The sequence below is a fragment of the Rhodococcus sp. NPDC057135 genome, from assembly GCF_042670865.1.
Taxonomy (GTDB): Bacteria; Actinomycetota; Actinomycetes; order Mycobacteriales; family Mycobacteriaceae; genus Rhodococcus_F.
On sequence record NZ_JBHUUU010000008.1, the window covers coordinates 74,341 to 92,184 of the forward strand.

Sequence of the window (17,844 nt, forward strand, 5' to 3'; positions counted from 1 at the left end):
GGCGTCATCTATGGGTGGGGCGCCTTAACTCCCCGGGGGCGTTAAAAACCGCCCCACAGCAGGGGGTCTAGGTTGCGTTGTGCGCGGGCTGGAATGCGCCGGCTTCGGCAGCTTCCTCGGCGCGGATCACGTGGACCACGGCGTTGATCAGCGCCAGGTGCGTGAATGCCTGCGGGAAGTTACCCAGATGGCGACCGGTGTGCGCGTCGATCTCTTCCGCGTACAGCTTGAGCGGGCTCGCGAACCCGAGCAGGCGCTCGCACAGATGCTTTGCGCGATCCAGTTCGCCGATCTCGACGAGGGCGGACACCAGCCAGAAAGAACAGATGGTGAACGTGCCTTCCTCGCCGCTCAAGCCGTCGTCCGTGGTGTCGACGCGATAGCGCAGGACCAGACCTTCTTCGGTGAGCTCGTCGGCGATCGCCAGCACCGTCGCGCGGATACGCGGATCGTCGGCAGGCAGGAAGCGCAGCAGCGGAGCCAGCAGCAGAGACGCGTCGAGTGAATCGTGCCCGTAGCGCTGGGTCAGAACTCCACGCGAGTCGACACCGTGCGCGAGGATGTCGGCCTTGATGTCGTCGGCGATGGCCGTCCATTGCTGCGCAAAGCTCTTCTCGCCCTGCATCTCTGCAAGCTTGGCGCCGCGGTCGAGAGCGACCCAGCACATGATCTTCGACGACGTGAAGTGCTGCGGTTCACCGCGCACCTCCCAGATCCCGCGGTCGGGCTGGCGCCAATGCTTGATCGCTTCCTCGACCTGCTTCTTGAGCAGCGGCCACAACGCTTCGGGGACACGCTCGCGGGTACGGATGTGGAGGTACACCGAGTCGAGCATGGTGCCCCAGATGTCGTGCTGCTGTTGATCGAACGCGCCGTTGCCGATACGCACCGGACGGGCGCCGTCGTATCCGGAGAGGTGGTTGAGTTCGGATTCCTCGAGCGTGCGCTCGCCGCCGATGCCGTACATCACCTGCAGTGGGTGCGGCTGACCGTTGTCCGAACTCGACACGTCGTAGATGAAGTTGAAGAAGTCGTTGGCTTCACGGTCCAACCCGAGCGTGTAGAGGCCCCACAATGCAAAAGTGGAATCGCGAACCCAGGCATAGCGGTAGTCCCAGTTACGTTCTCCGCCTGGTGTTTCCGGTAGCGACGTCGTGGAAGCCGCGAGCAGGGCTCCGGTCGGTGCGTAGGTGAGGCCTTTGAGTGTGAGCGCGCTGCGCTGCAGGTATCCGCGCCACGGGTGGTCGGGGAACTTGCCGATGGTCACCCACTCGCGCCACGACTTCGACGTCTGCCACATCTTGTCGGCTGCTTCGTCGAACGTCTGCGGCGCGGGTAGGTCCGACCACGAGAGCGCGACGTAGACGTTGTCGCCTTCGACCAGTCGCGTCCGGGCCCGGGCCTCGCGACCTTCCAGACCCAATCGGAGATCGGTGGTCAAGCGGAGAGTGGGGTGGTCTCCGGGCTTGGCGGAGCGACACGTTGCCGTCGCTTCCTCGTAGACCTTGCCGGTGTACTCCCAATTGGCGGTGCCGCGGTGATAGTCGAACGCGGGCTCGCAGCTCATCTCGAGTTCGACGGTGCCGCTGACGCATTTGACCGTACGGAGAAGCGTGTGTTCTGCGTCCCAGTCGGTCGGTGTGCGCTTGTGCGTGTTCGATCGTTTGTCGACGTTGTGCCACGGGCCGAGAACCAGTGCGTCGCGAACGACGAGCCAGCCGGTCTCCGTCTGCCATGTTGTCTCGAGGATGAGTCCGCCCGGCAGATAGCGTCTGGCTGCGGGCACGTTCTGGCCGTAAGGGCCGATACGGAAATGGCCTGCGCTGCGGTCGAGGATGGCACCGAACACGCTGGGGGAGTCGGGGCGGGGAACGCACATCCACTCGACAGATCCGTTACGGGCAATCAGGCACGAGGTTTCGCAATCGGAAAGAAACGCGTAGTCGTCGATCGGGGGAAAGTTGCTTCGATGGTGACCCGTGGAGGCGGGAGGAATCGTCTGCACCACTTCGTCGTCAGCACTCATTCGGACATCATCCGGCCAGAATCGACACACGTCCAATCCACACGCTGTAGGGACCGTTTCGGTCGAAGGATAGGGTGATGGCGTGGATCGGATAGCGGATTGGTGGGACAGCTTCGAGCTGTGGATGGCGGGGCTCCCGTTCATCCCGCAGGTCGCGTTGGTCCTGATCGTCGTCGTTCCGCTGTGCCGCCTGGTGGCCATCGGTCTGGATCGCGCGTTGGCCGCCGTACTCGCTCTGCCGCTCTTCGGCTGGTTGCGTAGGAATTCTCGAGAAGTAGAGGAAAGCTGATGCCCCGCTCACGGGTCACTCTCGCCCTGATCGCCCTGATTCTCCTCGTGATCGTGGCGTGGCTTCTCACCCGTTAGTTCTCCCGATTAGAGCGGGCGCCGGTGCTCTGCTAAAGTCCACCGCGTGTCCGAAGCAACAGCTCCCGTAATCCGCCACCAGTTGGCGTTGATTGCTGTCGGCATGCTCGACGTCGCTGACGTCGCCTGTTGTTGATTTCCTGAGTTCGACCTCTCCGGTGGTGCTGCGCACCCCATTCGAACTTCTCTGCGCGTAACTCGCGCCCCCCGATTCAGGGCACTTTGCCCGTCGGCTCTCCATGTCTGAACGTCCCGATGGAATCAGCCCCAGAGGTCTCGGACTTGTCGTTTGATCAACCCTCGTTTGTCAGTCCTTTCAGGAAGGTATCTGCAATGAAACGCCGTTCCCGCACACTTCTCACTGCTATCGCGACCATGGGGGCCGTGGTACTCACAGCGTGCAGTGGTGGCTCGAGCGACACCGTGGGTGGTGACAGCGCCGCCAGCGACGGTAGCGCCGGCACGATCAACCTGTTCGCCTACGCCGTGCCGAAGCCCGGCTTCGACAAGCTCACCGCAGCCTTCCAGGCGACCGAAGAGGGCAAGAACGTCAACTTCAATCCTTCGTACGGTGCCTCGGGCGACCAGTCGCGCAAGGTGAAGGACGGTGCCGAAGCCGACTTCGTCAACTTCTCCGTCGAGCCGGACATCACCCGCCTGGTCGATGCCGGTCTGGTCGATCAGAACTGGAACCAGGACGCCTACAACGGAATTCCGTTCGGATCGGTTGTCACGATCGTGACCCGTCCGGGCAACCCGAAGGGGATCAAGGACTGGGACGACCTGCTTCAGCCCGGCCTCGAGGTCGTCACGCCGAACCCGTTCAGTTCCGGCTCGGCCAAGTGGAACCTCTTGGCGCCGTACGCAGCTAAGAGTGACGGTGGCAAGAACCCGCAAGCGGGCCTCGACTACGTCACCGCTTTGGTCAACGACCACGTCAAGATCCAGCCCAAGTCGGGACGCGAGGCTTCGGAAGCCTTCCTGCAGGGCAGCGGCGACGTTCTGATCAGCTACGAGAACGAGGCGCTGTTCATCGAGGGCAACGGCGACCCGGTCGAGCACGTCACCCCGCCCACGACCTTCAAGATCGAGAACCCGGTTGCCGTGATCTCGAACAGCAAGGTCCTCGACAAGGCAACAGCGTTCAAGGACTACCTGTACACGACCGAGGGCCAGACGCTCTGGGCCGAAGCAGGATTCCGTCCCGTCGATCCCGCCGTCGCTGCCAAGTTCACCGACAAGTTCCCCGAGCCGACCAAGCTGTGGACCATTGCAGACCTCGGCGGCTGGAAGGCCGTGGACAGTGCACTGTTCACCAAGGACACCGGTTCGATCGCAGTGATCTACGACAACGCGACCAAGTAAGACTGACGTGACTGACACTATTGACCCCACCCCCGTGGCTCGTCGGCGAAAACTCGCGCGGGTCACGGGGAGTGTGGGGCCGCTCGGAATCGGAGTGGCCACCCTGTGGCTCTCCGTGATCGTTCTGCTTCCGCTCGCCGCGTTGACCGCCACCGCGTTCGACGAGGGGATCTCCGGATTCTGGGACGCCGTCACCGCGCCCGTTGCCTTGGCGTCGTTGCGCGTGACGTTGTTCGTCTCGGTGATCGTGGCATTGCTCAACGTGGTGATGGGCACGATCATCGCGTGGGTACTGGTCCGGGACGACTTCCCGGGCAAGCGCATCGTCAACTCGATGATCGACCTGCCGTTCGCGTTGCCGACCATCGTGGCGTCGATCGTGCTGTTGTCCCTCTACGGCCCGCAGTCGCCGATCGACATCCACCTCAACGCAACTCAGCCCGGTCTGATCGTGGCGCTGGCTTTCGTGACCTTGCCGTTCGTCGTTCGCTCTGTGCAGCCGGTGCTGATGGAGGTCGACCGTGAGGTCGAGGAAGCCGCTGCATCGTTGGGCGCGTCCAACTGGACGATCTTTCGCTCCGTCGTTCTTCCGACGCTGGCGCCCGCCGTCATCTCCGGCGCGGGACTCGCGTTTGCCCGTGCGATCGGTGAATACGGTTCCGTCGTCCTCATCGGCGGCAACATCCCGCGAGTGACACAGATGACGTCGCAGTACATTCAGCAGCAGATCGAGATCGATCGTCCGACCAACGCCGCTGCAGTGTCGGTAGCGTTGCTCGCCATCGCATTCGTGACGCTGTTCGTCCTGCGAATCTTCGCTTCGCGCGGACAGCGACGTGAGGAGAGTTCCCGATGAACGTGTCCAGAGGATCGAAGATCGGTCTGCGGACCATCGCTCTCGTCTACCTGTTCGTGTTGTTGGTCGTGCCGATCGGCGTGATCCTGACGCGAACGTTCGAGAACGGGATCGGTCAGTTCATCGAATCGATCACGACGCCGGCAGCCGTCTCCGCGCTGAATCTGTCGCTGATCATCGTGGCGATCGTGGTTCCGGTGAACGTCGTGTTCGGCGTCGTCACCGCACTCGCTCTTGTGCGTGGTCGGTTCCCGGGCCGCGGAGTTCTGCAGTCCGTGGTCGACCTGCCGTTCGCGGTCTCGCCCGTCGTCGTCGGTGTGTCCTTGATCCTTCTGTGGGGTGCCAACGGCTGGTTCGGCGGGATCGAATCGTTGGGGTTCAAGGTCATCTTCGGCTTGCCCGGCATGGTGATCGCGACGATCTTCGTGACGCTCCCCTTTGTCGTCCGGGAGGTCGAACCCGTCCTTCACGAGATCGGCGACGAGCAGGAGCAAGCTGCCGCGACGCTCGGTGCTTCGGGCTGGCAGACGTTCTGGCGGATCACCCTGCCCGCGATCCGTTGGGGCTTGACGTACGGGATCGTGTTGACGGTGGCGCGTTCGCTCGGTGAATTCGGCGCAGTCATCATGGTCTCGTCCGGTTTCCCAGGGGTCTCCCAGACACTGACGTTGCTGGTGCATTCGCGATACATCGACGACCACAACACCTTTGGTGCGTATTCGGCGGCAACGCTGCTGATGGGCATCGCCATCATTGTCCTGTTGCTGATGACGCTGCTGGACCGTAAGAGGAGCACCACATGATCACAGTGACCGGGGCCCGCAAGAACTACGGTGATTTCGCGGCGCTCGACGACGTGACGGTCGACATTCCCTCGGGTTCGTTGACGGCATTGCTGGGACCCAGTGGCTCGGGAAAGTCGACGTTGCTGCGTTCGATCGCCGGACTCGAAGATCTCGATTCGGGAACCATCACCATCGCAGGCAAGGACGTCACCGGCGTCTCACCGCAGAAGCGTGACATCGGCTTCGTATTCCAGCACTACGCCGCGTTCAAGCACATGACGGTGCGGGACAATGTCGCGTTCGGGCTCAAGATCCGCAAGCGCCCGAAGCCGGAGATCGAGAAGAAGGTCAACGAATTACTCGAGATCGTCGGCCTCGACGGCTTTCAACATCGGTACCCGGCGCAGCTGTCCGGTGGTCAGCGTCAGCGCATGGCGTTGGCGCGCGCTCTGGCTGTCGACCCGCAGGTTCTCCTGCTCGACGAGCCATTCGGTGCGCTCGACGCGAAGGTCCGTGCCGACCTGCGCACGTGGTTGCGTCGCCTGCACGACGAAGTGCACGTCACCACCGTCCTGGTCACCCACGACCAGGAAGAGGCTCTCGACGTCGCAGACCGGATCGCAGTGCTGAACAAGGGGCGAATCGAGCAGATCGGTGAACCTGCCGACCTGTACGACCGCCCGTCCAACGACTTCGTGATGTCCTTCCTCGGATCCGTCGCGAAGCTCAACGGGCAGCTGGTTCGTCCGCACGACATCCGCCTCGGCCGCGACCCGAGCATGGCTCTCGCTCAGGAGTCCGGAACGGCAGAGTCTCTCGGCGTCACACGCGCAACCGTCGAGCGCGTCGTGTACCTCGGCTTCGAGGTTCGGGTCGACCTGCGCAACGAGGCAACCGGTGAGCTGTTCTCGGCTCAGGTCACTCGCGGTGACAGTGCAGCGCTGCACCTCGAGGCAGGGGAGACGGTGTACGCCCGGGCAACTCGGGTTCCGGATCTGCCGGAGACCCCGGTGTCGACGCCGGTGCAGGAGCCGGTCACGGTGAGCGTCGTCGGCCAGGTTTGACCTGTTTGCCCTGTTTCACCCCCACCCTTGGTTGAGCGAACGGCACTTTCGGTCTACTGAAGGCGCCGAAAGTGCCGTTCGCTCAGGAAAAGGGGGTGGGGCAACAGCGAGGCGGGTTCAGCCCTCGCGGCAAACGAGGACCGGGCACTGGGCGTGGTGGATGAGGCTCTGACTGGTCGAACCGACTATCGACGCCATGAACGGACTGCGGCCGTGGCTACCGACGACTACGAGCTGCGCCTCCGCTGAATGCTCGAGCAGCGCCTTCATCGGTCCGCTGCGTTGGACGCTGCGGGTGACTTCGACGTCGGGGTACTTCTCGGTCCATCCGGCGAGGCACTCGGACAACAGTGCGTGCTCATGCTGCTCGTACGGACCCCAGTCGACGAAGCGCCTGGCTTCGGAATACCCGCCCAGCGAGGCGTGCTCGTTCCACGTGTGGACCGCCACCAAAGGTGCGCCGAGGAACGCGGCAAACTCGAAAGCATGCGCGACGGCGAGTTCGCTGAGCTTGCTTCCGTCGACGCCGACGACGATGGGCCTGGTGTCGGCCATGGCGTGATCACCCGTACCTCGGAATACGGCTACGGGACAGTGCGCACGGTTGACCACCCGAATGGTGTCGGATCCGAGAAACACGGACTGCATTTCGCTGGTGCCGGCCTGACCCAGTGCAACGATGCGTGCCGACTTCGACAGTTCGACGAGTGTGGTTGCGGGAGTACCAGTCACGAGGCCGCGTTCGATGGTGACGTCGGTGTGATCATCGCGGATGGCGTCCTCGGCCTCGTCGAGTAATTTTGCACCCTCGACGCGAAGGTGGTGGTCGAACATCTCTTCGTCGGTGACGTTGGTGCCGCCACCGGACTCGGGTTGTCCTGGCAGCACGTGGGTCAGGTGAAGTGGTTCGTCGAATCGCTTTGCAGCCGATGCTGCCCACCTCGCGGCGTTGACCGCGCTTGCCGAGCCGTCGATACCGGCCACGATTCCGTGTCGAACAGGTGCACTGGTCATGGAAGTCTCCTCGCGTCGCCTCTTTACCAGTGTGTCCCTGCTCACCCCCGGTTCGCTACAAGCTGGTCAGCTCCCGTGGTGCGAGAACGTCGGTGGGCACTGCTGCGCGAGATCGGCGTGGGCGCAACGACAACAGAGCGGTGATGAATCCGTTACCGGGCAGTGTCAGTTCCACGTTCTTCAACACGGTTCGGCGCATCAATGCGAGCAGGGCTGCGACGCCGGTGACAGCCATCCACATAGGTAGTGGGTACAGCGTCAGGCGTTCACCGAGGCCGAAGGTGAGGGTTCGTCCGAGAAGCAGTACGGCGCCGACGATTCCGGTGGCCGCACACAGTCCCGACCACACTGCGATCCACCTACGATGCCGCCAGAAAGAAATGGCCATGAGTACGAGGACGGCATGCCGGGCGACGAAGCCGGGGAACACGGCAGTCCAGTGAACGAAGGTTCCGTCGTTGGCTGGGAAGAGGCCGGTGGCCGCGGTGCTCAGTGCAACGACGACGGCGAGGCCGAGTATCCACTTCTTCGCACGACCGTCCGGAATGTACTTGTGCAGCAAGGCCGCACCGAGGATGGTGAGCGCACCGAGGATCATGAAAGCAGCGTTCATGACGTCGTGCATCGGCGAACACGAATCCACGCTGCATGTCGTCACACCGAGCGAACTGATGGAGTCGCGCGCGAAGCTGTACGGCGTTTTCCAGGCTCCGGCCGTGAAGATTTCGACAAGCAGGTAGAGCACCGACAGGACCCATGCGGTGCCAGCTGTGCCGAGGCGAAGATTGTGAGTGATGGTGTTCCCTCTCGCGGCGCTCTGAGGGGATTGCACCCAAAGATCTGTTTCGCAGGCGAAGGAGGAACCTTCGCGAGCTGGACAGATCCAACACTACGGTAACAATCTGATAACGGCCTGTGAAACCGGATCAGGCGGAGCGGACCAGACGGTCGGGTAGTGCATCAGCGACTTGTCGGTAACGGTCGATCATCGTTTCGATCAGTAGAGAGTGCCCACCGATCGTGTCGGCGAAACGCGCGCGCGGACATGCCGTTGCTGCTGCAGCGCTCAGTCGGTCGGTGAGTAAGCCGGGAGCCAAGAACCATGGTGCGACGACAACGTGTTCGGCACCGTCCTGCTCGAGAGCGGAGATCGCCTGGGCAACTGTCGGTTCCGCAGACGTGGCGAAGCAGATTCGAACACCCGACCAGTTGGTTCCGGTCAGAAGTGTGGATGCCAATTCTGCCGTGGCGGCGTTGGCGCGCGCGTCGGACGAGCCGACTGCCGCAAGAGCGACCCCCACCGACGGATCGTCCAGCTGGGCGCCTGCTTCGAGGATTCGCTCACGCACCGCCTCGATCAACCGAGCATCGCGACCCAGTACGTCAGCTTGGAACACGGTCAGTTGGGGGTGGCGGATCGCGGCTGCGGCCAAGAGCCCGGGCAGATCTACCCGAGCATGGAACGCGTTGCCCAGCAACATCGGGACAGCGACAGCTTGCGTGTGTCCGTCGGCAGCAACACCATCGAGGACCTGATCGATGGACGGCGCGTTCAGATCGAGGAAAGCCAGCCGGACGTCGAGATCGGGCCGCGTTTCACGAAGAGCCGCGACGGCAGCCGCGATCACCCGAGCAGAACGGGGATCGCGGCTGCCGTGCGCAACAGCAATGAGCGGAACCATCTGCTTAGACGCGTTCGCCCAATTCGACGGCGGAGATGACGTCGCCGACGAGGCCTGCGGCGAGGGTGTTCCCGCCCGCGGGATCGATCAGCAGGAAGCTGCCCGTGTGGCGGTTGACGGCGTAGTCGTCAGCCACGATCGGCTCGGCAACCCGGATCGAGATCTTGCCGATCTCGTTGAGCTCGAGAGTGTCCGGGCCCTGATCTGTGGTCAGGTCCTGTTCGTTGAAGCGCTCCACCAAGCTGCCCACGATGGCCTGCGTCGTACGCGTGCCGTGCTTGAGCAGCAGACGTGCGCCGGGGCGCAGCGACTTCTCGGCCAGCCAGCAGACAGTGGCGTCGAATTCGCCGATCGGCTCGGGTGCATCCGACGGCGAGGCGATGGTGTCGCCGCGTGAGACGTCGACGTCGTCAGCCAGGATCAGCGTGACGCTGCGTCCGGCGTGGGCGACGTCCAGTTCGCCGTCGGCCGTGTCGATACGGGTGACGGTGGTGCGGGTACCCGAGGGCAGGATCACCACTTCGTCGCCGGGCACGACGGAACCGGCGGCAACCTGACCGGCGTAGCCGCGGTAGTCGAGGAACTCGGCGGTGCGGGGACGGATCACGTACTGCACCGGGAAACGCAGGCCGACGCGATGCGGCTCGGCATCGACCGGAATCGACTCGAGGTGCTCGATCAGTGTGGGACCGGTGTAGTACGGGGTCTTGTCCGAGCGGATCGCGACGTTGTCTCCGTGCAGGGCAGACACCGGGATCTCCACGACATCTTCGCTTGCCCAGCCCAGCGAGCTGGTGAGTTCGTTGAACTCGGCGGAGATGGAGGTGAAGACCTCTTCGGGGTTCTCGACGAGGTCGATCTTGTTCACGGCGAGAACCAGCTTCGGAACACCGAGGAGCGCGAGAACTGCTGCGTGCCTACGTGTCTGTGCGATGACACCCTTGCGGGCATCGACCAGCAAGATCACGAGCTGCGCCGTCGAGGCACCGGAGACCGTGTTGCGGGTGTACTGCACGTGGCCCGGTGTATCGGCCAACACGAACGTGCGCTTGGGGGTCGCGAAGTAGCGGTACGCCACGTCGATGGTGATGCCCTGCTCGCGCTCGGCGCGAAGACCGTCCACCAGCAGCGAGAGGTCGGGGGTGTCGAGACCGCGGTCCACCGACGCGCGGGTGACGGCGTCGATCTGGTCGGCGAGAACGGATTTGGTGTCGTACAACAGACGGCCCACGAGGGTGGACTTTCCGTCGTCGACGCTGCCGGCAGTTGCCAGTCTGAGCAGATCGCTCATCAGAAGTAGCCCTCTCGCTTGCGGTCTTCCATGGCCGCTTCGGAAACTCGGTCGTCGCCACGGGTCGCGCCGCGCTCGGTCAAACGTGATGCCGCAACCTCGGCCAGGATGGCCTCGTTGTCAGCGGCATCGGAGAGGACTGCGCCGGTGGTCGAACCGTCGCCGACGGTGCGGTAACGCACCGAAAGGGTCTGCAGCTCTTCGCCGTCAGCCGGTCCACCCCAGACGCCGGGCGTCATCCACATGCCGTCGCGCTGGTACACCGGACGCTGGTGGGCGTAGTAGATGCTGGCGAGTTCGACGTTGTCGCGGGCGATGTAACGCCAGATGTCCAGCTCGGTGAAGTTGCTGAGCGGGAAGACTCGCACCTGCTCGCCGGGGGAGTGGCGACCGTTGTACAGGTTCCACAGTTCCGGGCGCTGCTTCTTGGGGTCCCACTGACCGAAAGCGTTGCGCAGCGAGAAGATCCGTTCCTTGGCGCGGGCCCGCTCCTCGTCGCGGCGAGCGCCACCGAATACGGCGTCGAAGCGGTTCTCGGAGATCGCGTCCAGCAACGGCACGGTCTGCAGCGGGTTGCGGATACCGTCGGGGCGCTCGGTGAGGCGACCGTCCGCGATGTACTCCTCGACGCTCGCCACGTGCAGGCGCAGGTTGTACTTCGCCACCACATGGTCGCGGAAGTCGAGGACTTCCTGCAGGTTGTGGCCGGTGTCGACGTGCAGCAGGGTGAACGGCAACGGCGCAGGCCAGAAGGCCTTGATCGCCAGGTGCAGCAGCACCGTGGAGTCCTTACCGCCCGAGAAGAGGATGACCGGGCGTTCGAATTCGCCGGCCACCTCTCGGAAGATGTGGATCGCTTCGGACTCGAGGGCGTCGAGAGTATCGAACTGTGTGCCGTCGAGCTGAGGCCGTGAAGGTGTCAAGTCAACTGTCATGATGCGTGCAACCCGCATTCTGTCTTGGAGGCACCGGCCCAACGACCGCTACGCGGATCGCTGCCGGGGGCTGGCTTGCTGGTGCAGGGTGCGCAGCCGATGGACGGATATCCCTCGTCGACAAGAGGATTGACGAGGATGGAATGGGTGTCGATGTAGTTCTGCATCTCCTCGTCCGACCACGGAGCGATCGGGTTGATCTTCACGAGGCCGAAGGCATCGTCGAAGGAGATCAGGGGAGCATTGGCGCGGGTGGGGGCCTCGACCCGGCGGATGCCGGTCACCCATGCGCTGTAGCCGGACAATGTCTGCTTCAGCGGTGCGACCTTGCGCAAAGCGCAGCAGCGGTTGGGATCACGGGCGAACAGATCCTTGCCCTCGGCGACGTCCTGCTCGGCGACGCTTGCCAGCGCACGCGCATTGATGACGTTGACGCCGTACACCTGCTCGACCGCGTCACGCGTGCCGATGGTTTCGGGGAAGTGGTAGCCGGTGTCGAGGAAGAGTACGTCGACGCCCGGATGCACCTGTGCGGCAAGGTGAACCAACACACCATCCTGCATGTTCGACGCAACAATGTACGAGTCGCCGAACGTGTCCTCGGTCCACTGCAACAGTTCCTGTGCGTTGGCCCCGTCGAGTTCTACGGCACCGCGCTCGGCGATGGACCGAAGCTCGTCGGCAGTTGCTCGCGAAATGTCCACTGTCATCGCAAATCTCCTTCGTCTGCGCGCACTGCCCATTCGGCGAACCGCTCACCTTCGTTGCGGTTCTTCACGAACTGACGTACGACGCGGTCGATGTAGTCACCCATCTCGACGCTGGTGACCTTGTGCTGGCGCAGCTTGCGTCCGAAGGCGCTGTCGAATCCGAGGCTGCCTCCCAGGTGAACCTGGAAACCCTCGACTTGATTCCCCTCACCGTCGTCGACGAGCTGGCCCTTGAAGCCGATGTCGGCGATCTGGGAGCGAGCGCAGGAGTTGGGGCAACCGTTGATGTTGATGGTGATCGGCACGTCGAGCTGGCTGTTGATGTCGGCGAGACGCTGTTCGAGTTCGGGCACGAGCACCTGTGAACGCTTGCGTGTCTCGGCGAACGAGAGCTTGCAGAACTCGATGCCGGAGCAGGCCATCAGGTTCTTGCGCCAGTGCGACGGACGGGCGGGAAGGCCCAGTGCGTCGAGATCGGCGATGAGCGGCTCGAGGGTCTCGTCGGCGACGTCGAGGATGATCAGCTTCTGGTACGGCGTGAAGCGGATCCGGTCGCTGCCTGCCTTCTCGGCAGCGTCGGCGACCTGAGCCAGGATGTCTCCCGAGACGCGGCCGGCGATCGGAGCGAAACCGACTGCGTTGTGGCCGTTGCGAGTCTTCTGGATGCCGACGTGATCGATCGGGCGCTTGGGCTTCTCCGGCGCCGGGCCGTCGATGAGCGGACGCTTCAGGTACTCGGTCTCGAGAACCTCACGGAACTTTTCGATGCCCCAGTCCTTGATGAGGAACTTGAGCCTGGCCTTCGCGCGCAGACGGCGGTAGCCGTAATCGCGGAAGATCGAGACGACACCCTCCCAGACGTCGGGAACCTCGTCGAGCGGGATCCAGGCGCCGACGCGCTGCGCCAGCATCGGATTGGTGGACAGCCCGCCGCCGACCCAGAGGTCGAGGCCGGGGCCGTGCTCAGGGTGGTTCACGCCGATGAAGGCGATGTCGTTGATCTCGTGAACAACATCCTGCTGACCGGAGATGGCGGTCTTGAACTTGCGCGGCAGGTTGGAGTACTTGGGATCACCGATGTAGCGGCGCACGATCTCGTCGATCGCCGGAGTGGGATCGAGGACCTCGTCGAGCGATTCGCCGGCCAAAGGAGAACCGAGGACGACGCGAGGGCAGTCACCGCAGGCTTCGGTGGTCTTGAGTCCGACGGCTTCGAGGCGCTTCCAGATCTCCGGGACGTTCTCGACTTCGATCCAGTGGAACTGGACGTTCTCACGGTCCGACAGGTCGGCGGTGTTCCGGCCGAATTCCTTCGAGATACCGGCGATGGTGCGCAGCTGCTCGACGTTCAGCGCGCCGGCGTCGCAACGCACACGCATCATGAAGTACTTGGCCTCGAGCAGATCGATGTTCTCGTCGCCGGTGAAGGTGCCGTCGTAGCCTTCTTCGCGCTGGGTGTAGAGACCCCACCAGCGGAAGCGGCCGCGCAGATCACCCTTGTCGATGCTGTCGAAGCCCTGCTTGGAGTAGATGTTCTCGATGCGGGCCCGAACGTTGAGCGGGTTGTCGTCCTTCTTGGCCTGCTCGTTGGCGTTGAGCGGTTCGCGGTAGCCGAGGGCCCACTGACCTTCGGCGCGACGCTTGGCAGGACGTGCGGCGCGGGCGGGCCGAGCTTCGGCAGGTGCTGCCGAATCGGCGGGTGTGGCGGCGTCGGTGGTCGACGTCATCGATGAACTCCTGGATCTGGGCGGTTGATCGGCACGCGGCACGCACTAGCGACGAACTGTGGCGGTGTCTGATCGGGACGCACCGGTCCGTGTCGGAAAGCGAGGGGGCTGTCCTCGGTCTCGGAAAGCTCGCGGCCGGCAGGTGTGCTCACGAAAACGAACAGCTGGAGAAGCTGTATCTCTGAAACGAAGTGTCTCTGCAGAGAGTTGTTTCGGTGAAGCAGATGGAGATGAGCGGGAAAGGCTGGAAGATCAGTGAAAGATCAACAGCTACACAGGTGCAGACACGACGAGCTGCACACACGCTTGAAGTCGACATGGCGACGCGCCACAAGTCGCACTCCGAGTCCGGTCATGCGGACCATTGTGCCACGTCAACTCGATAATTCCGACTCGGGGACATATTTCCACGAAAAACGGGGGAAATATCGAGTTCAAGCCACGTGCCGACCTGCATCGCAGGCTGAATAGGTGTGTGTTCCGGATGCTGGGACACTGGAGCCGTGAATGCCACCAGCACGACTCCCACTCGACAGAGCGAGGCGACACCCTTCGCCTTGCCCGCGCGATCGCTCGAGGGTGTCGGGAAACGGCCGTTCGGGATCTACATCCACGTCCCGTTCTGTGCCACCAGGTGTGGGTACTGCGATTTCAACACCTACACGGCCGGTGAACTCGGAACCTCGGCGTCGCCGCAGTCGTGGTTGGAAGGTCTGCGGCGCGAACTCGATCTCGCAGCCGAGATGACGGGCGCCCCGGCGGCGGAGACGGTGTTCGTTGGTGGCGGAACACCGTCGTTGCTCGGCGGCGACGGACTGTCCGACGTGCTGTCGGCGGTGCGCAGCAGTTTCGGCTTGGCATCGGGCGCCGAGGTGACCACGGAATCGAACCCCGAATCGACCTCGCCGGAATTCTTCGGTGCTCTCCGCAGTGCCGGATTCACCCGGATCTCCCTCGGCATGCAGTCCGCGGCTCAGCACGTGCTGAAGATCCTCGACCGCACGCACACTCCCGGCCGCGCCGTCGCTGCCGCGAAAGAGGCTCGCGCAGCTGGTTTTTCGCACGTGAACTTGGATTTGATCTACGGAACGCCGGGGGAGCGCGACCAGGATCTCGACGCCTCACTCGATGCGGTTCTCTCCGCCGACGTCGACCATGTCTCGGCCTACGCGCTGATCGTCGAGGACGGCACCGCGATGGCTCGCAAGGTCAGGCGCGGCGAGTTGCCGGCCCCGGACGACGACGTGCTGGCCTCACGATACGAACGAATCGATTCACGCCTGGCCGAAGCGGGTTTGCACTGGTACGAGGTCTCCAATTGGGCAAAAGCGGAAACCGCGGACTCCGGTGACACCCGTTGCCGACACAACCTCGGGTACTGGGACGGCGGTGACTGGTGGGGTGCCGGACCGGGCGCGCACAGTCACGTCGGTGGAGTGCGGTGGTGGAACGTCAAACACCCGGCGCGGTATGCGGAACAGTTGGCGCTCGGTGAACTTCCCGTCGGCGGCAGTGAAGAACTGACGGCCGAGGACGTACACATGGAGCGCGTCATGTTGACCGCACGCTTGCGCACCGGGCTTCCGCTCTCGGAACTGTCTGCATCCGAACGGGTTTCGGCCGATCAAGTGGTCGTCGACGGGTTGGCTCTGATCGAGAAAGATCACGTGGTTCTGACCGACCGTGGTCGCCTGCTCGCCGATGCGGTGATTCGCACGATCCTGACCTGACGCGCCACCATCCTTCGCCGCGTAATGTGGCCGTGGTGGCCATCATTCATCGTGCGCAGTTGAATCCGTCCAAGAACGACTTGCTCCGAGCGTGGGTACCCACGCAACCGTGGCTCGGCTCGGTCGACTGTTCGACGCTCGAACGCGTCGACGCCTATCGTTTCGACGACCCGGACGGTGAGGTCGGAATCGAGACGCACCTGCTCCGCTCGGCAGACGGTCGAATTCTTCAGGTCCCTCTCACCTACCGTGGTGCTCCGCTGGCCGGGGCGGACGCCGCACTGATCGCAACCATGGATCATTCGGTGCTGGGCGAGCGGTGGGTGTACGACGCGTGCTGTGATCCGGTTTACGTGACCGCGTTGGCGACCGCGATTCTCACCGGCGGTACCGGGGTCGAATTGGTCTTCGCAGATTCGGGCGATCACATTCCGGTGACCGCGCACGTCACGGGCAGCGGTAAGGCCGGGGCGTCGGTACCGGTCGTCGAATCGGTGACCTGCTCGACAGTCGGCACCGACACGATCATCAGCGCGGGAGGTCTGGAACTGACTGTGGCGAGGGCGATCGACGCAGATCGAGTCTCGGACTCGGAAACGCTCACTGGAACCTGGCCGGGGCAAACGACTCCTGCGCTGCTCGTGACTGTCGCTTGAGCGTCAGCGGACACCCTCGATGACACCGGGCGTTAGCGGACGCCCTCGATGACACCGGGCATTGCGTCGAAGTCGAAGACACGCGCGTGCAGTACGACGCGGTTTCGCAGGGCGGAGCGAACCGCTCGGTGCAGGCCGTCCTCGAGGTAGAGCGTGCCGCGCCATTGCACTGCGTGAGGGAAGAGATCGCCGTAGAAGGTCGAGTCCTCCGACAGCAGGCGATCGAGTTCGAGGACCTTCGTGGTGGTCACGATCTCGTCGAGTCGAACCTGACGTGGAGGGAACTTCGACCAGTCGCGTAGAGACAGTCCGTGATCGGGATACGGTTTGCCGTCCATCACGCCTTTGAAGATCATGTGCCGCCTTGTCCGTGGTTGTGCGATCGGCCGTTCACCGATCTCACTCCACAGTAAGGGCAACAGCCGTCTCTGGCGCTCGGGCGATTAGACTGCCAGTGGGAACCGATGTGTAAATGTCGGTGTTCGTTCTGTTCAGGAAACGGAGGTGGCAACGATGTCGAGTACCGACGACAGGCGTTTCGAGGTCTTACGTGCAATCGTGGCCGATTACGTCTCCACCCAGGACCCGGTCGGGTCCAAGGCACTGGTCGAGCGTCACAACCTCGGAGTGTCGAGCGCCACTGTGCGCAACGACATGGCATTCCTCGAGGCCGAGGGCTACATCGCCCAACCGCACACCAGTTCCGGGCGCGTCCCCACCGACAAGGGATACCGCGAGTTCGTCGATCGCATCGCCGACGTCAAGCCCATGTCCGGGCCGGAGCGTCGAGCGATCCTCGAGTTCTTGGAATCAGGCGTCGACCTCGACGACGTTCTGCGTCGCGGTGTGCGACTGCTCGCGCAACTGACCCGTCAGGTCGCGGTTGTCCAGTACCCGTCGCTGTCCGCATCGTCGGTTCGCCACCTGGAGGTGGTCGCGCTGACGCCCGCGCGTCTGCTCCTCGTTCTCATCACCGATTCCGGCCGCGTCGATCAACGAATCGTCGAACTCGGGGACGTTCTCGAAGACGAGGATCTGTCCCGGTTGCGCACGCTTCTCGGCGGAGCACTGGAAGGCAAGCGCCTGGCCGCCGCGTCGATTGCCGTGGCGGAACTGGCCGACGAATCTCCGGCCGACCTGCGCGACGCCGTGATCCGGTCGGCAACCGTTCTGGTCGAGACCCTGGTCGAGCATCCGGAAGATCGCTTGGTCTTGGGCGGAACCTCCAACCTCACGCGCAACGCCTCTGATTTCTCCGGTCTGGCCGGCTTTCCCGGATCGCTGCGCGCAGTACTCGAGGCACTGGAAGAGCAGGTAGTGGTCCTGAAACTGCTCGCTGCGACGCAGAATTCCGGCACGGTCACCGTTCAGATCGGTGAAGAGACGCAGGTCGAGCAGATGCGCGGAACCTCCGTGATTTCGACTGGCTACGGCGCGGCCGGTACCGTTTTCGGTGGTGTCGGTGTGCTCGGACCCACTCGGATGGACTATCCGGGAACAATTGCATCGGTTGCCGCCGTTGCCAGATACATCGGCGAAGTTCTCTCCGAGCGATGACGGACGTCGACATTCGTCGACACACCTCCTCGCGAGGACTGAGGAAAACCTAGAAGTAAGAGAAGGACGAGAGACTCAAC

At 63.5% G+C, this 17,844-nt stretch carries 18 protein-coding genes; 9 read left to right on the forward strand and 9 right to left on the reverse strand.

Annotated features, from left to right (window positions below; translation table 11 throughout):
* Positions 1-67: 67 nt before the first annotated feature.
* Positions 68-2,026 carry a glycoside hydrolase family 15 protein gene (locus ACFT1A_RS16670; protein WP_063316226.1) on the reverse strand — a complete coding sequence of 653 codons (1,959 nt, stop codon included), beginning with the start codon at positions 2,024-2,026 and terminating at the stop codon, positions 68-70.
* Between the two features lie 82 nt (positions 2,027-2,108).
* Between ACFT1A_RS16670 and ACFT1A_RS16675 the strand changes: the two genes are divergently transcribed.
* The 6 genes from ACFT1A_RS16675 to ACFT1A_RS16700 all read left to right on the forward strand — a co-directional run bounded on the left by ACFT1A_RS16675 (position 2,109) and on the right by ACFT1A_RS16700 (position 6,462).
* Complete coding sequence (locus ACFT1A_RS16675; protein WP_003944489.1) at positions 2,109-2,315, forward strand: hypothetical protein; 207 nt, start codon at positions 2,109-2,111, stop codon at positions 2,313-2,315.
* Positions 2,316-2,438: 123 nt separating this feature from the next.
* A complete protein-coding gene (locus tag ACFT1A_RS16680) occupies positions 2,439-2,528 on the forward strand; it encodes an Ms4533A family Cys-rich leader peptide (protein WP_309599318.1) in 90 nt (29 codons plus the stop codon).
* A gap of 197 nt (positions 2,529-2,725) precedes the next feature.
* Positions 2,726-3,757 carry a sulfate ABC transporter substrate-binding protein gene (locus ACFT1A_RS16685; RefSeq protein ID WP_378447878.1) on the forward strand — a complete coding sequence of 344 codons (1,032 nt, stop codon included), beginning with the start codon at positions 2,726-2,728 and terminating at the stop codon, positions 3,755-3,757.
* A gap of 7 nt (positions 3,758-3,764) precedes the next feature.
* Entirely contained in the window at positions 3,765-4,613 is an 849-nt protein-coding gene (gene cysT, locus ACFT1A_RS16690) for a sulfate ABC transporter permease subunit CysT (RefSeq protein ID WP_283304164.1), read from the forward strand.
* Complete coding sequence (gene cysW, locus ACFT1A_RS16695; protein ID WP_378447879.1) at positions 4,610-5,416, forward strand: sulfate ABC transporter permease subunit CysW; 807 nt, start codon at positions 4,610-4,612, stop codon at positions 5,414-5,416. The genes cysT and cysW overlap by 4 nt, the downstream gene beginning before the upstream one ends.
* Positions 5,413-6,462, forward strand: coding sequence for a sulfate/molybdate ABC transporter ATP-binding protein (locus ACFT1A_RS16700; protein ID WP_378447880.1), 1,050 nt, complete (start codon positions 5,413-5,415; stop codon positions 6,460-6,462). Before cysW ends, ACFT1A_RS16700 begins: the two co-directional genes overlap by 4 nt.
* A 117-nt stretch (positions 6,463-6,579) precedes the next feature.
* Here ACFT1A_RS16700 and ACFT1A_RS16705 read toward each other — a convergent pair whose 3' ends face one another.
* The 7 genes from ACFT1A_RS16705 to ACFT1A_RS16735 form a co-directional block, all read right to left on the reverse strand.
* Positions 6,580-7,476 (reverse strand): universal stress protein, encoded by an 897-nt coding sequence (locus ACFT1A_RS16705; RefSeq protein WP_378447881.1) that lies wholly within the window; start codon positions 7,474-7,476, stop codon positions 6,580-6,582.
* A gap of 55 nt (positions 7,477-7,531) precedes the next feature.
* Entirely contained in the window at positions 7,532-8,308 is a 777-nt protein-coding gene (locus ACFT1A_RS16710) for a DUF998 domain-containing protein (protein WP_378447882.1), read from the reverse strand.
* Between the two features lie 94 nt (positions 8,309-8,402).
* Positions 8,403-9,158, reverse strand: a complete 756-nt coding sequence (locus ACFT1A_RS16715; RefSeq protein ID WP_378447883.1) for a sirohydrochlorin chelatase — start codon at positions 9,156-9,158, stop codon at positions 8,403-8,405.
* 4 nt (positions 9,159-9,162) lie between these two features.
* Complete coding sequence (locus ACFT1A_RS16720; protein WP_020969973.1) at positions 9,163-10,449, reverse strand: sulfate adenylyltransferase subunit 1; 1,287 nt, start codon at positions 10,447-10,449, stop codon at positions 9,163-9,165.
* Positions 10,449-11,384, reverse strand: a complete 936-nt coding sequence (cysD, locus tag ACFT1A_RS16725; RefSeq protein ID WP_007731054.1) for a sulfate adenylyltransferase subunit CysD — start codon at positions 11,382-11,384, stop codon at positions 10,449-10,451. The genes ACFT1A_RS16720 and cysD overlap by 1 nt, the downstream gene beginning before the upstream one ends.
* On the reverse strand, positions 11,381-12,094 hold the full coding sequence (locus tag ACFT1A_RS16730) for a phosphoadenylyl-sulfate reductase (RefSeq protein ID WP_378447884.1): 714 nt from the start codon (positions 12,092-12,094) through the stop codon (positions 11,381-11,383). The genes cysD and ACFT1A_RS16730 overlap by 4 nt, the downstream gene beginning before the upstream one ends.
* Positions 12,091-13,821: a nitrite/sulfite reductase gene (locus tag ACFT1A_RS16735; protein ID WP_019749031.1), complete on the reverse strand. Its 1,731-nt coding sequence runs from the start codon at positions 13,819-13,821 to the stop codon at positions 12,091-12,093. The genes ACFT1A_RS16730 and ACFT1A_RS16735 overlap by 4 nt, the downstream gene beginning before the upstream one ends.
* A gap of 503 nt (positions 13,822-14,324) precedes the next feature.
* On the opposite strand from ACFT1A_RS16735, the gene hemW reads away from it, so the two are divergent.
* Positions 14,325-15,551 (forward strand): radical SAM family heme chaperone HemW, encoded by a 1,227-nt coding sequence (gene hemW, locus ACFT1A_RS16740; RefSeq protein WP_378447885.1) that lies wholly within the window; start codon positions 14,325-14,327, stop codon positions 15,549-15,551.
* Positions 15,552-15,586: 35 nt separating this feature from the next.
* Complete coding sequence (locus tag ACFT1A_RS16745; RefSeq protein WP_378447886.1) at positions 15,587-16,207, forward strand: hypothetical protein; 621 nt, start codon at positions 15,587-15,589, stop codon at positions 16,205-16,207.
* Between the two features lie 32 nt (positions 16,208-16,239).
* On the opposite strand, the gene ACFT1A_RS16750 is transcribed toward ACFT1A_RS16745, so the two are convergent.
* Positions 16,240-16,563: a type II toxin-antitoxin system VapB family antitoxin gene (locus tag ACFT1A_RS16750; RefSeq protein ID WP_003944521.1), complete on the reverse strand. Its 324-nt coding sequence runs from the start codon at positions 16,561-16,563 to the stop codon at positions 16,240-16,242.
* A gap of 157 nt (positions 16,564-16,720) precedes the next feature.
* On the opposite strand from ACFT1A_RS16750, the gene hrcA reads away from it, so the two are divergent.
* On the forward strand, positions 16,721-17,764 hold the full coding sequence (gene hrcA / locus ACFT1A_RS16755; RefSeq protein WP_378447887.1) for a heat-inducible transcriptional repressor HrcA: 1,044 nt from the start codon (positions 16,721-16,723) through the stop codon (positions 17,762-17,764).
* Positions 17,765-17,844: the final 80 nt, after the last annotated feature.